The organism is Streptomyces sp. NPDC041970 (genome assembly GCF_055588985.1).
Window position 1 is genome coordinate 18,498 of sequence record NZ_JBVJCD010000003.1, and the last position, 13,168, is coordinate 31,665.

Genomic DNA, 13,168 nt, shown 5'->3' on the forward strand with positions numbered 1-13,168 from the left:
CCGAGCAGCCGCACCGCCACACGCCCCCACGCGCCGCCCGCCCACGCCCCCGCCCCGCGACACGCGCCGCCCGCCCTACCCCCCGGTGAACCCGCCCGCCACCTGCGTCCCCAGGAACACCGCGCCCAGCCCCACCAGCACGGACGCCGCCACGTTGGCCGCGGCCAGGAAGGTCCGGCCCGTCTCGGCCAGCCGGAGGGTCTCGTACGAGAACGTCGAGTACGTCGTCAGCGCCCCGCACAGGCCCGTGGCGAGCAGGGCGTACGCCGGGGAGGAGGCCGGGGCGGCGGAGGAGACCGCCGCCCCGGTCAGGAGCCCGAGCAGCAGGCTGCCCGCCGCGTTGACCGCGAAGGTGCCCCACGGGAAGACGTACGGGGTGCCCGGACCCTGCCGCACCCGCACCGCGCGGTCCGCCAGATAGCGCAGGGACGCGCCGGCCGCCCCGCCGGCCATGACCAGGAGCCAGTTCACGCCGTCCGGCCCCCGTCCCGGTCCAGCAGCGCCCGCGTCGCCGAGGCGGCCGACCAGACCGCGCCCAGCGCGGCCGCCGCCGTCGCCGCCGCGTACCCGAGGGCCGTCGCGGTCTCCCCGCGCGTCAGGAGGCCCGCGACGTCGGCGGCGTACGTCGAGAAGGTCGTGAAGCCGCCGAGCACGCCGACCCCGAGGAACGGGCGCACCAGCGGGTGCGTCACCCGGCCCCGCTCGACGGTCAGCACCATCAGCACGCCGATGAGGGCGCAGCCGCTCGCGTTGACCGCGAGGACCGTCCACGGGAAGCCGTCGCCGCCCGCGGGCCACAGCGCCAGGGCCCCGTACCGGGCGAGGGCGCCGAGCGCGCCGCCCGCCGCGACCGCCGCCAGCACCCGGCCCTGCGGGGCGGCGGGCGGGCCGGGCGGCGGCAGGGGTCCGGGGGCGGGTGCGCTCACCCGTAGCCCAGGGCGTGCAGCCGGTCGTCGTCGATGCCGAAGTGGTGGGCGATCTCGTGGACCACGGTGATCTCGGTCTCCGCGACGACGTCCTCCTGCGAGTCGCACATGCGCAGCGTCGGCCCCCGGTAGATGGTGATCCGGTCCGGCAGCACCCCGGCGTACCACTCGCCGCGGTCGGTGAGGGGGGTGCCCTCGTAGAGTCCGAGCAGGTCGGGGTCGCCGGGGTCCGGTTCGTCCTCGACGAAGACCGCCACGTTGTCCATCAGCCGCGTCAACTCCGGCGGAATCCGGTCCAGAGCCTGGCTCACCAGCTCCTCGAACTGTTCGCGCGTCATCTCCAGCACCCGGCCATTGTCGCGTACGGGGGCCTCCGCGGGCAGGCCGCACGCGCCCCCGACCGCTCCCCCGCGCCGCCGCCCCGCCCGGTGATCGCGCATGGGCCGGGCCGTACCGGGGCATACGGGCCCAATGGTCCGCGTCCCGTTCCGTGCCGCAGCCGACCGCATACGGCACCGCCTCACCCGGCAGCCCCGCCCGACGTCCTGCGCACACACCCCGGCGCGCACCCCCGCGCACCACTCCTCACCTCTCGCGCCCCGCGCGCGCCTCGCCGGACGCCCGTTCGCGCGCGCCCTCGGCATGGTCGCCGTCGTCGCGCTGGGGGCCTGGCTCGGGCTGCTCGCCGTGGGGAGCATCCGTACGCCGGTCGGCCCCATGGACACCACGATGACCCTGCGCCCGTCGCTCACCGGCGGCAGCAAGATCAACGTGTCGCCGCTCGGGGCCCTGGAGCTGGACTCGCACATCGCGCCGCTGCGGCTGGACGTGGACGTGGACCGCCTCGACCCGGAGCGCTCGCAGGCCCTGGTCGACCAGCCGGAACGGTTCTCCGGACTCCAGGACGAGGTGACCCGCGACGTCGCCTCCGGCACCCGCGAGCTGGCCGTGCGCTCCTGCGTCGCCGTCCTCACCGGCGCGACCGCGCTCGGCCTCGTCGTCTACCGCCGCCCCCGCCGCGCCCTGGCCGCCGGCGGGCTCGCCCTGGCCCTGCTGGCCGCCTCCGGCGTCAGCGCGTACGCCACCTGGAACCCCAAGTCCGTCCTGGAGCCGCGCTTCTCCGGGCTGCTCTCCAGCGCCCCGTCCCTGGTCGGCGACGCCCGGTCGATCGTCACCGAGTTCGACGTCTACCAGCGGGAGCTGGCCCGCCTGGTCACCAACGTCACCAAGCTGTACGACGCGACCTCCACGCTCCCCGTCTACCAGCCCGACCCCGGCACCATCCGGGTCCTGCACGTCTCCGACATCCACCTCAACCCGGCCGCCTGGCACATCATCGCCTCGCTCGTGAAGCAGTACGAGATCGACGTGATCATCGACTCCGGAGACACCATGGACCACGGGTCCACCGCGGAGAACGGGTTCCTCGACCCGATCCGCGGCCTGGGCGCGCCCTACGTCTGGGTGCGCGGCAACCACGACTCGCAGGACACCCAGGACCACCTGCGGACGCTCCCGAACGTGCGCGTCCTCGACGACGGCGCGGCGGTCGACGTGGGCGGGCTGCGGATCGCGGGCACCGGCGACGCCCAGTTCACCCCGGACCGGTCGAAGCCGGTCGGGGGCGACCAGGCCGCCCGGCTGGAGGGGATGCGCCTGGCGTCGGCCCTGCGCGACCAGGAGCGCGCGGGCGCCCCGGTCGACATCGCGGTCGCCCACGATCCGAAGACCGCCCGCGAGACCGACGGCACGGTCCCGCTGGTCCTCTCCGGCCACGTCCACCACCGGGTCAACGAGCAGCTCGAACTCGGCACGCGGCTGAAGGTCGAGGGCTCCACGGGCGGCGGCGGACTGCGCGCGGTGCAGAACGAGAAGCCGGAGAAGGTGCGCGCCTCGGTGCTCTACATGGACCGCTCCACCCGCCGCCTCCAGGCCTGGGACGAGATCACGCTGGGCGGTCTCGGGCTGACGACGGCCGAGGTCAGCCGCCATCTTCCGGAGGAGAACCTGAAGAAGGGCGCCCCCTCGCCCACGCCGTCCGCCCCGTCCCCGACGCGCTCCCCCGCGCGCCCGACGCCCTCGCCGTAAACCGTTTTGGCGATAGCTCCACCCATCCCATATGCTTCTCACGTCCCCGACGCGCTGCAAAGCGAACAGGCGGGCCCTTAGCCCTCATCGTCTAGTGGCCCAGGACGCCGCCCTTTCAAGGCGGTAGCACGGGTTCGAATCCCGTTGGGGGCACGTTTTACCGTGTGCGAGACTTGTTTCGCACATTGCTTGGTCCTGTGGAGCAGTTTGGAGTGCTCGCCACCCTGTCAAGGTGGAGGCCGCGGGTTCAAATCCCGTCAGGACCGCTGCAGCCCCAGCGGCTGCGTGGCTGGGTAGCTCAGTTGGTACGAGCGATCGCCTGAAAAGCGATAGGTCGCCGGTTCGATCCCGGCCCCAGCCACCACACCGAGAACGCCTCGACGGCCTGCCGTCGAGGCGTTCTCGTTGCGTGCGCCGGCACGGGAGGCCCTGGGAGCAGTCGTCTCCCAGGGCTTCCCGTTGAGCGAGGTCACGCGGCCGGAGTCGCGGAACGTCGAGATGCGGAACCAGCCCTCGGGGACACTCGTGACGTAGCCGCGCTCGAACGCCACGCACTCCGGGCAGCCGCGCTCGAACGCCATGCGCTCCAGGCAGCCGCGCTCGGTCGCCACGCACTCCAGGCAGCCGAGGTCGAGCACCGCCGCAGGTCGCCGGGCAGCTCCCTCCGCGCCGTGCTCCGGTCGCACACCGACGTCGGGGCGGGCGGGGCCGACGGTCGTGGGTCGTGCTTGTCGAGGCGACCCGGAACCCTGGGACCAGGGCCCTCGCCGTGTCACACCGTCGCGTCGACCTCCGCCTCCGCCTCCGCCTCCGCCTCCGCTCCGGCCTTCCGCCGGCTCCGTACGACCCGCACGCCCAGGACCAGCAGCACGACGACCACCACGGCCCCCAGCAGCGCCGCGTCCGGGACCCGCCCGCCCAGGTCCTGCGCCCGCTGCTCGACCGCGAACGAGGCGTCGACCCCGAGCAGTCCGGGCAGCGCGGTCGTCCCGTCGTACACGAGGAACAGCGCGCCCAGGGCGATGAAGAACAGCCCCGACAGCAGCGACGTGGTGTGCAGCTCGAACCGGCCGAGCCGGACGGTCCGGCCGCGCAGCCAGGCGCGGCGGCCGAGGTCGAAGCGCTCCCAGAGCAGCGCCAGCACGAACAGCGGGACCGCCATGCCCAGCGCGTAGACGGCCAGCAGCAGTCCCCCGTAGACCGGGCTGCCGCTGACCGCCGCGACGGTGAGGACGCTGCCGAGGATCGGACCCGCGCAGAATCCGGCCAACCCGTAGACCGCGCCCAGGGCGTAGACGGAGAACGCCGTGGTGGGGCGAATGCGGCCGCTGAGGGCCGCGATCCGCCGCGAGGCGAAGCCCAGGCCGACGATCTGCGCCGCGCCCAGGGCGATGATCAGCCAGCCCGCCCCCGTCACCAGGGCGTCGCGGTGCCCGTAGAACAGCCGGCCCGCGTAACTGCCGGCCGCGCCGAGCGGGACGAGGGTGGTGGCGAGGCCGGCGTAGAAGATGCCGGTACGGGCCAGCAGCCGCGAGGCGGAGTCGATGGAGTACGCGAAGAAGGCCGGGAGCAGCAGGGCGCTGCACGGGCTGACCAGGGCGAGCAGCCCGCCGAGGAAGGCCGCGAAGTAGCCGATGTCGGCCGTCACTTGGCGGGCACCCCGGTGCTCCCCGCCGTGCCGGCCGCCTTCGCCTGCTCGGCGGCCGCCTCGATGGCCTCGGTGAACGTCTCGTCCGGCTGGGCGCCCGCGATCGGGCGGCCGTTGATCAGGAACGACGGGGTGGACGTGGCGCCGATCCCGTACGCCTGCTCCTGGTCCGCGGCGACCGCCTGCCGGGCGGCCGGGCCGTCGAGGTCCTTCCTGAACCGGGCGAGGTCCTTCACCCCGGCCTCTGCGGCCAGCGCCTCGACCCGGTCCTTGCCGAAGCCCTTCTCCTTCGCGCCCTCGGCGTAGGCGGCCCGGTGGAACTCCCAGAAGCGGTCCTGCTGCCCGGCGGCCCAGGCGGCGCGCGCGGCGGTCTCCGACTCCTCGCCGAAGATCGGGAAGTTGCGCCACTCGATGCGCAGCGTGCCGTCCTTCACGTACTTCTCGATCAGCGCGGGCTCGGTGTCGCGGGCGAACTTGCCGCAGTAGCCGCACTTGAAGTCGGCGTATTCGATCAGGACGACGGGCGCGTCCGCGCGGCCGGTGGCCAGTTTGTCGTCCGCGTCGCGGCGGGCGAGCTTCGCCAGCTCCGGGTAGACGCCCTCCCGCGGGTCGGCGGTGACCTCGGCGGCCGGGGCGGACGCGGCGCCGGGGGAGGCGCCGTCGGGGGCGGTGGCGCGGTAGGAGGCGAAGCCGAGGAGGCCGGCGGCGAGGACGACCGCCGCTCCGTAGACCAGGGGCTTGCGCGAGGAGGGCTTGGCGTTCGAGGACGTGGCGGGCCGGGTGTTCCGGGGCGTGGGCATACGGCGCTCCGTGCTGGTGGTGCGGGAAGAGGGCAGGGGTGCGGACGGCGCGGGCCGGCCTACACCCGCAGCACGGAGAGCTGGACCGGGGTCGGTGTGGCGGGGACCGGCGCGCGCACCCGTATGTCCGGCGACGGCGCGGCCGGCAGCGCGCCCGTCGCGGCGGGCAGCCCCCAGGAGGCGAGGCCCGGCGCCAGGTCGCACCCGGCGCGGGCGCGGGAGGGCACGGCGGGCTCGCCGTCGTGGTCCTGCGACCTCCCGCAGCCGGGGACCCCGCCGTCCTCCGCCGCGGCTGAGGCTTCCGGGGCGTGGGCGGCCTCCGGTACGGAGGCGGGCGCCGCGGACACGGGCGCCTCGGGCGCTCCGGCCGGCCCCGCCCCCGCCGCCGGTCCGCACAGCAGCCCCACGACGACCGCGAGCAGCGCCGCCAGGGCGCACCACTGCTGACGGGACACGGGCGGGCCTTTCCGGCTGGGCGGGCGGGGCGAGCGTTCGACTGCCCGAAATGGTACGTGCCGTGATCGCGCCCGCCGCCTCGGTCACCGCGTACGGGTCCGGTGCGTGACGCACTCCGCGGGAAATGAGGTCGCCACTCCTCGGGGCCGGGTGAGATCCTGGGACCCGTATGTCTACTTCCTTCGCTGATCTCCAGTCCCAGCTCGGACAGCTCTCACTCCGCGACGCGAACCGGCTCGGCCGGCGCCTCGAAGGGGCGCGCCGCATCCGCAAGCCCGAGGCCCGACAGTCCGTCCTGGACGAGATCGCGGCCGAGGCGGGCAAGGCGGCCGAACGGCTCGCGGCGCGCGCGGCCCGGCTGCCCGCCCTGTCGTACCCCGAAGAGCTGCCGGTCAGCCAGAAGAAGGACGAGATCCTGGAGGCGATACGCGACCACCAGGTCGTGATCGTCGCCGGCGAGACCGGGTCCGGGAAGACCACGCAGATCCCCAAGATCTGCATGGAGCTGGGGCGCGGCGTCCGGGGCATGATCGGGCACACCCAGCCCCGCCGCATCGCCGCCCGCACGGTCGCGGAGCGGGTCGCGGACGAGCTGAAGACGCCGCTCGGCGAGACCGTCGGCTGGAAGGTCCGCTTCACCGACCAGGTGAACCCGGAGTCGACGTATCTGAAGCTGATGACGGACGGCATCCTGCTCGCCGAGATCCAGACGGACCGCGAGCTGCTGGCGTACGACACGATCATCATCGACGAGGCCCACGAGCGGTCCCTGAACATCGACTTCCTGCTCGGTTACCTCGCCCGGCTGCTGCCCAAGCGGCCGGACCTCAAGGTCGTCATCACCTCGGCGACCATCGACCCGGAGCGGTTCGCGCGCCACTTCGGCGAGGCGCCGATCGTGGAGGTCAGCGGGCGGACGTACCCCGTCGAGGTGCGGTACCGCCCCCTCCTCGAGGACGAGGGCGAGGACTCCGACCGCGACCAGATCACCGCGATCTGCGACGCCGTCGACGAGCTGGGCCGCGAGGCGCCCGGCGACGTCCTGGTCTTCCTCTCCGGCGAGCGCGAGATCCGGGACACGGCGGACGCGCTGAACAAGCGCGACCTCCGGCACACCGAGGTGCTGCCGCTCTACGCGCGCCTCTCCCACGCCGAGCAGCACCGCGTCTTCCAGCGCCACACGGGGCGCCGCATCGTCCTCGCGACCAACGTCGCCGAGACCTCGCTGACCGTCCCCGGCATCAAGTACGTGATCGATCCGGGCAACGCCCGCATCTCCCGCTACAGCCACCGCACCAAGGTCCAGCGCCTCCCGATCGAACGGATCTCCCAGGCCAGCGCCAACCAGCGCAAGGGCCGCTGCGGCCGTACGTCGGACGGCATCTGCATCCGGCTGTACTCCGAGGACGACTTCCTCACCCGGCCGGAGTTCACCGACCCGGAGATCCTGCGGACCAATCTGGCCTCCGTCATCCTCCAGATGACCGCGGCCGGGCTCGGCGACATCGAGAAGTTCCCCTTCATCGACCCGCCGGACCACCGCAACATCCGCGACGGCGTGCAGCTCCTCCAGGAGCTGGGGGCGCTGGAGACGGGCGAGAAGTCCCCGCGGGAGGGGCGCGGCGGGCAGCGCCTCACCCCGCTCGGCCGCAAGCTCTCCCAACTGCCCGTCGACCCGCGCCTGGCCCGCATGGTCATCGAGGCCGACCGCAACGGCTGCGCCCGCGAGGTCATGGTCATCGCCGCCGCGCTCTCCATCCAGGACCCGCGCGAGCGGCCCTCGGAGAAGCAGACGCAGGCCGACCAGCAGCACGCCCGGTTCAAGGACGAGACGTCCGACTTCCTGGCGTACCTGAACCTCTGGCGCTACGTCCGCGAGCAGCAGAAGGAGCGCGGCTCGTCCTCGTTCCGCCGGATGTGCAAGCAGGAGTACCTGAACTTCCTGCGCATCCGCGAATGGCAGGACATCTACGCGCAGTTGCGCACGGTGGCCAAGCAGATGGGCATCGCCGTCGAGGAGCCCAAGGCCGACGAGTCCGTGCCCGAGCAGGCGGTGCACACCTCACTGCTGGCCGGACTGCTGTCGCACATCGGGCTGAAGGACACCGAGAAGAACGAGTACCTGGGCGCGCGCGGCGCCAAGTTCGCGATCTTCCCCGGCTCGGCGCTGTTCAAGAAGCAGCCCCGGTTCGTGATGTCGGCGGAGCTGGTGGAGACCTCCCGGCTCTGGGCGCGGGTCAACGCGAAGGTCGAGCCCGAGTGGATCGAGCCGCTGGCCCAGCACCTGCTCAAGCGCACGTACAGCGAACCGCACTGGGAGAAGGACCTGGCCGCGGTGGTGGCGTACGAGCGGGTCACGCTCTACGGAGTGCCGATCGTCGCCCAGCGCAAGGTCAATTTCGGCCGTATCGACCAGGAGACCTCGCGGGAGCTGTTCATCCGCAACGCCCTGGTCGAGGGCGACTGGCGCACCCATCACCAGTTCTTCCACGACAACCGCAAACTCCTCGGCGAGGTCGAGGAGTTGGAGCACCGCGCCCGCCGCCGCGACATCCTCGTGGACGACGAGACCCTGTTCGACTTCTACGACCAGCGGATTCCGGAGCACATCGTCTCCGGGGCGCACTTCGACGCGTGGTGGAAGCAGAAGAAGCGCGAGGAGCCGGACGCGCTCGACTTCGAGCGCTCGATGCTCATCAACGAGAAGGCCGGGGCCGTCACCAAGGACGACTACCCGGACACCTGGCGCCAGGGCAAGCTCTCCTTCAAGGTGACGTACCAGTTCGAGCCCGGCGCGGACGCGGACGGCGTGACCGTCCACATCCCGCTCCAGGTGCTCAACCAGGTCACCGCCGAGGGCTTCGACTGGCAGATCCCCGGACTCCGCGAGGAGGTCGTCACCGAGCTGATCCGCTCGCTGCCGAAGCCGATCCGCCGGCACTACGTCCCCGCGCCGAACTACGCGGACGCGTTCCTGGACCGGGCCGTCCCGCTCCAGGAGCCGCTGCCCCAGACCCTGGCCCGCGAGCTCCAGCGGATGGTCGGCGTGCCGGTCACCGCGGACGACTTCGACCTGGACCGGGTCCCGGACCACCTCAAGGTCACGTTCCGGATCGTCGACGAGCGGCGGCGCAAGGTCGCCGAGGACAAGGACCTGGAGGCGCTGCGGCTGCGGCTGCGCCCGAAGGCCCGCCAGGCCCTCTCCAAGGCCGCCGCGGCGACCGCGGGGCCCACGGGCGAGTCCATCGAGCGTTCGGGCCTCACCGACTGGACGATCGGCACGCTGGACCGGGTCTTCGAGACCCGCCGGGCCGGCCAGCCGGTGAAGGCGTACCCCGCCCTCGTCGACCAGGGCGACACCGTCGCCGTACGGCTCTACGACACCGAGGCCGAGCAGCAGCAGGCGATGTGGCGCGGCACCCGCCGCCTGATCCTGCTGAACATCCCGGTGCACCCGGCGAAGTTCGCCTCCGACCGGCTGACCAACCAGCAGAAGCTCGCCCTGTCCCGCAACCCGCACGGGTCGGTGCAGGCCCTCTTCGAGGACTGCGCCACCGCCGCCGCCGACCGGCTGATCGCCGCGCACGGCGGCCCCGCGTGGGACGAGAAGGCGTTCCGGACGCTGTACGACAAGGTCCGCGCCGACCTGGTGGACCTCACCGTCCGCACGATCGACCAGGTCCAGCAGATCCTGGCCGCCTGGCAGGCGTGCGAGCGCCGGCTGAAGTCCACCGGCAGCCCGACCCTGCTCGCCAACGTCGCCGACGTCCGCGAGCAACTGGCCCGTCTCGTACCGCCCGGTTTCGTTACGGCGACGGGGCTGCGCCGGCTGCCGGACCTGATGCGCTACCTCGTCGCGGCCGACCGGCGGCTCCAGCAGATGCCGACGGCCGTGCAGCGGGACACCACGCGCATGGCCAAGGTCCACGAGATGCAGGACGAGTACGCCTGGCTCCTCGAACAGCTCCCGCAGGGCAGGCCGGTGCCGCAGGAGGTGCTGGACATCCGCTGGATGATCGAGGAGCTGCGGGTCAGCTACTTCGCGCACGCACTGGGCACCGCGTTCCCCGTTTCCGACAAGCGGATCGTGAAGGCGATCGACGCCGCGGCGCCCTGACGCGGGGGCCGCCGAGGGGCCCCGCCCCTCGGCGGTACGGGGGCCGGTGGAAGGCCCTCCGCGGCGGTGACGGCGTCACCACCAGGAGTGAAGTCGACCTGGACCTCTTCCCTCCTGTACAGTCTGGTTTCGCAGCGAGCCGCAAGGCAAGCGGCGAAAACCTGGTCCTGTGGAGCAGTTTGGAGTGCTCGCCACCCTGTCAAGGTGGAGGCCGCGGGTTCAAATCCCGTCAGGACCGCAGTGACGAAAGCCCGGATCGCATCGATCCGGGCTTTCGCGCGTCTTGACGGCGGCGTACACCACGGGTACCCCGGAGAGTCACAGGTTGTCCCCCGCCCGCCGCCGATCCCCGACGGGGCGGCCGGGCCCACCGGGAGGTGGCTCGTATGTCCGCGTCCACCGCACGCCATGAGACCCGCGCGCTGCTGCGCGCCCATCTGGCGGCCGCTTCCGGCTACCGCCACCTCACCCGGCACTGCCCCATCTGCCACCGGCTCCTGCGCCTCGCCATGGAACGGGCGGAGGCCGCGGAGCCGGCGGGTCCCGCGGAGCCCCCGGACCGCCGCGAGGGCGACGCTCCGTCACCGACCGGCGCGGACCCGCAGGGCGGGGCAGGGAGCCCCGCAGCGGCCCAGGAGGCCCCGCGCGCCCCCGAGGGGCCCCGTAGCGGCGCCGGACGCCACGAGGCCGCCGACGCCCCCGCGGGGCGGCCGGGCCGGGGCGAGGACGAAAGGCCCGCCACGACGTGACCATCGGCCGAGTGCTTCCGCGCCCGCGCGGTGGCAGGCTGATAAGTGGCGGACAGCGGGGTTGGCAAGCTCCGCGCGGTGTGACGGTAGTCACCGGATGACTTTTCCGACCGGGGGAATTTACGCCTCTCCTACAAGTGGTGAATTTAATATGTGCAATTGCACGGGGGTGGCCGCTCGACGGGGACCGTTCCGTCCGGAGCTGTCCCGCCGCGTCCCGGACGCTCACCCACACTCCCCCACAGACCCGCGCACAGGCCCACGAACACCGTCCGAGCGACCCCGAAGCGGACCGACCGCCCGGTTCTGAACGGCCCGTCGAAGCCCCGGCGGACCCGCACCGGGCGGTCCGCCCCGAGGCCCGGCCAGCCCTGCCGGAGGGCACAAAAAAGATCGCGCTGGACCCGGCGGAGTCCAACGCGATCGAGATGACGCACCCATGGGACACAGGTATGACGCCCGTTGGGGCAGGCGTCCGTCGAGTGGAGCTATGGGGCGGGCGGCAGGGTTGGGGGACCCGGAAACCGCCCTGTCGGTGATGCTGTGCTGCTGCGGCGCGACAGGGGTGTGTCAGGCCTCGCTGCGCTGCTGCGGAATGCCCGCCAGCAGGGCGCGGACCTCCGCCTCGCGGTACCGGCGGTGTCCACCGAGCGTGCGGATGGACGTGAGCTTGCCAGCCTTGGCCCAACGGGTGACCGTCTTCGGGTCCACGCGGAACATCGTGGCAACCTCAGCCGGGGTCAGCAGCGGCTCGGCATCAGGGGTGCGAGCGGTCATGAGCGGCCTCCTCGGGAGAACCGAACCTTCTCGGTTCTTTCCTCTAAATTCTGCACCTTGACCCGCGTTGCCCGAAATGGCGAACGCGGGCCGAGTCGGTTATAGGACGAACGGCTTGTCCTCGGCACTACAACTACACCATCCGCCCAGCCACGTCGGCCAAACCGATGGAATTGCCCTCCCAGGTGTTCATCAGCGACGGAAGCCGATGGACCATGCCATAGCGGACAGTCACCCAACCGTGACGATCAGTCACAGAGCGATCAGGAGTCGTCAGACCCCCCATAGAGTGCAATGCTGAGCATTCTGCCCCTACTTGGACAGAAGGAGCCCTCCCCGGACTCCTTGTCCTATTTTGGCACGAGGAGTAGGGAAGGGCGCAAGGGCCCCGTTAGTGCTGTCCATCACGCTTGAGGCAAAGGCCCGGTTCGGGACGTAGGTCCTGAGCGCGGTCACTGTGCTTCCGCCTCCCTCACCCCACGTGACCCACGGGACGCAGGTTCACGACCCGTCAGTTCCCTGCCGTCGTCGTCGCCGCCCTCCGCCGTGGCGGCCCGCGCGCTCTCCTCCCTCCGTCCCACCGGCCTGCCGACCGTCCTGGATGAAGGATGCCCCGGTTCCATCACGTTGATGCCGCTGTGGGTCTTTTCACGTCAATTGGTGAACTGCCGGTCCCTGACGGCCCGCCAGCGCTCCGCGAGCCGCGCGTACGCCGCGCTCGCACCCTCGCCGTCGCCGTCCCGCAGCGCGGCGAGCCCCTCCGCCACGTCCGCCGCCGACCGGTCCGCGGCCAGCCCCTCCGCCGGGAGCGCGTGCACCAGGCCGCCGTAGTCCAGCTCGACCAGCGAGCGCGGGTGGAACTCCTCCAGCCAGCGGCCCACGTCCACCAGCCCTTCCGTCAACGGACCCTCGGCGAGGTTCTCCCGGAGCGTGCGCAGCGCCCGCGCCAGCCGCCGCCGGGCCTCGACCATCGGGGTGCGGTAGCGCAGGACCGGCCCCGCGCCGCCGCCGTCCGCCGGGGCGTACTCCCGCTCGTCGTCGTGGAAGAGGACGAACCACCGCACCGGGACCTGCCAGACCGTGGTGCGGATCCACGGCCGCGCGTCCGGGTGCCGCCGCCGCCAGCGCTCGTGGTCCGCCCGCGCCTGACCCCGCACCACCGGCGGCAGCAGAACGTCCAGCACGTTGGCCGGAAACATGCCCTCCAGTTCCTCCAGGGCCAGCCACCCCCGCAACCTGGTCCGCCACGGGCAGACGCACACCGCGCCGTCCAGCTCCGCCACGAACGCGTCGCCGCTCTCGTGCACGGGCACCCCCACCGGAGGCGTCGGCGCCAGGTCCGCGAGCGAGCGGCGCAGCTCGTCCTGGGCCGTGGGGCGGTCCGGACGCCGCGCGTACCGCGCCCAGTGGCCGCGCTCCGGCTCCGCGAACGCGGCGAGCGGCTCGTAGACCCGGAGATAGGACGTGTAGGGGACGAGCACCGAAGACACCACCGACATGGAGCGCATCGTGTCATGGCCGTACCCCCAGGGGGTGATCCTTCGCACGGGGGGAGATGCGCGCCGTCCGAGGACTTACGCTCTTGCCCATCGGGCCGGCCGCGCCGG

The 13,168-nt window shown here is 72.6% G+C and carries 11 protein-coding genes and 4 tRNA genes; 7 read left to right on the forward strand and 8 right to left on the reverse strand.

Features of this window, described 5'->3' with window-relative positions; all coding sequences use genetic code 11:
• Positions 1–75: 75 nt before the first annotated feature.
• Genes ACZ6EJ_RS02635 through ACZ6EJ_RS02645 form a run of 3 tightly spaced genes read right to left on the reverse strand, consistent with a single transcriptional unit; the run spans position 76 to position 1,273 of the window.
• Entirely contained in the window at positions 76–471 is a 396-nt protein-coding gene (locus ACZ6EJ_RS02635) for a fluoride efflux transporter FluC (protein ID WP_469264011.1), read from the reverse strand.
• Positions 468–926: a FluC/FEX family fluoride channel gene (locus ACZ6EJ_RS02640; protein WP_469264012.1), complete on the reverse strand. Its 459-nt coding sequence runs from the start codon at positions 924–926 to the stop codon at positions 468–470. The genes ACZ6EJ_RS02635 and ACZ6EJ_RS02640 overlap by 4 nt, the downstream gene beginning before the upstream one ends.
• Positions 923–1,273 (reverse strand): metallopeptidase family protein, encoded by a 351-nt coding sequence (locus ACZ6EJ_RS02645; RefSeq protein WP_469264013.1) that lies wholly within the window; start codon positions 1,271–1,273, stop codon positions 923–925. The genes ACZ6EJ_RS02640 and ACZ6EJ_RS02645 overlap by 4 nt, the downstream gene beginning before the upstream one ends.
• A gap of 124 nt (positions 1,274–1,397) precedes the next feature.
• On the opposite strand from ACZ6EJ_RS02645, the gene ACZ6EJ_RS02650 reads away from it, so the two are divergent.
• The 4 genes from ACZ6EJ_RS02650 (at position 1,398) to ACZ6EJ_RS02665 (ending at position 3,378) form a co-directional block, all read left to right on the forward strand.
• Positions 1,398–3,014 carry a metallophosphoesterase family protein gene (locus ACZ6EJ_RS02650; protein WP_469264014.1) on the forward strand — a complete coding sequence of 539 codons (1,617 nt, stop codon included), beginning with the start codon at positions 1,398–1,400 and terminating at the stop codon, positions 3,012–3,014.
• An 80-nt stretch (positions 3,015–3,094) separates the two neighbouring features.
• Positions 3,095–3,167 (forward strand) — tRNA-Glu (locus ACZ6EJ_RS02655).
• A gap of 38 nt (positions 3,168–3,205) precedes the next feature.
• Positions 3,206–3,280 (forward strand) — tRNA-Asp (locus ACZ6EJ_RS02660).
• A gap of 21 nt (positions 3,281–3,301) precedes the next feature.
• Positions 3,302–3,378 (forward strand) — tRNA-Phe (locus tag ACZ6EJ_RS02665).
• Positions 3,379–3,786: 408 nt separating this feature from the next.
• Here the strand turns inward: ACZ6EJ_RS02665 and ACZ6EJ_RS02670 are convergent.
• From ACZ6EJ_RS02670 to ACZ6EJ_RS02680, 3 genes are read right to left on the reverse strand one after another with little or no spacing between them, the layout of a single operon-like run.
• Positions 3,787–4,662: a cytochrome c biogenesis CcdA family protein gene (locus ACZ6EJ_RS02670; RefSeq protein ID WP_469264015.1), complete on the reverse strand. Its 876-nt coding sequence runs from the start codon at positions 4,660–4,662 to the stop codon at positions 3,787–3,789.
• Complete coding sequence (locus tag ACZ6EJ_RS02675; protein WP_469264017.1) at positions 4,659–5,462, reverse strand: DsbA family protein; 804 nt, start codon at positions 5,460–5,462, stop codon at positions 4,659–4,661. The genes ACZ6EJ_RS02670 and ACZ6EJ_RS02675 overlap by 4 nt, the downstream gene beginning before the upstream one ends.
• Positions 5,463–5,521: 59 nt before the next feature.
• Positions 5,522–5,917, reverse strand: a complete 396-nt coding sequence (locus ACZ6EJ_RS02680) for a hypothetical protein (protein WP_469264019.1) — start codon at positions 5,915–5,917, stop codon at positions 5,522–5,524.
• A gap of 170 nt (positions 5,918–6,087) precedes the next feature.
• Here ACZ6EJ_RS02680 and hrpA point away from each other — a divergent pair, with 170 nt between their 5' ends.
• The 3 genes from hrpA to ACZ6EJ_RS02695 all read left to right on the forward strand — a co-directional run bounded on the left by hrpA (position 6,088) and on the right by ACZ6EJ_RS02695 (position 10,784).
• Entirely contained in the window at positions 6,088–10,035 is a 3,948-nt protein-coding gene (hrpA, locus tag ACZ6EJ_RS02685; protein ID WP_469264020.1) for an ATP-dependent RNA helicase HrpA, read from the forward strand.
• A gap of 163 nt (positions 10,036–10,198) precedes the next feature.
• A tRNA-Asp gene (locus tag ACZ6EJ_RS02690) sits at positions 10,199–10,273 on the forward strand.
• 148 nt (positions 10,274–10,421) lie between these two features.
• Complete coding sequence (locus tag ACZ6EJ_RS02695) at positions 10,422–10,784, forward strand: DUF6274 family protein (protein ID WP_469264022.1); 363 nt, start codon at positions 10,422–10,424, stop codon at positions 10,782–10,784.
• 570 nt (positions 10,785–11,354) lie between these two features.
• Here ACZ6EJ_RS02695 and bldC read toward each other — a convergent pair.
• Complete coding sequence (gene bldC, locus ACZ6EJ_RS02700; RefSeq protein WP_003949541.1) at positions 11,355–11,561, reverse strand: developmental transcriptional regulator BldC; 207 nt, start codon at positions 11,559–11,561, stop codon at positions 11,355–11,357.
• A gap of 653 nt (positions 11,562–12,214) precedes the next feature.
• Complete coding sequence (locus ACZ6EJ_RS02705; protein WP_469264023.1) at positions 12,215–13,060, reverse strand: DUF8083 family protein; 846 nt, start codon at positions 13,058–13,060, stop codon at positions 12,215–12,217.
• Positions 13,061–13,168 lie beyond the last annotated feature (108 nt).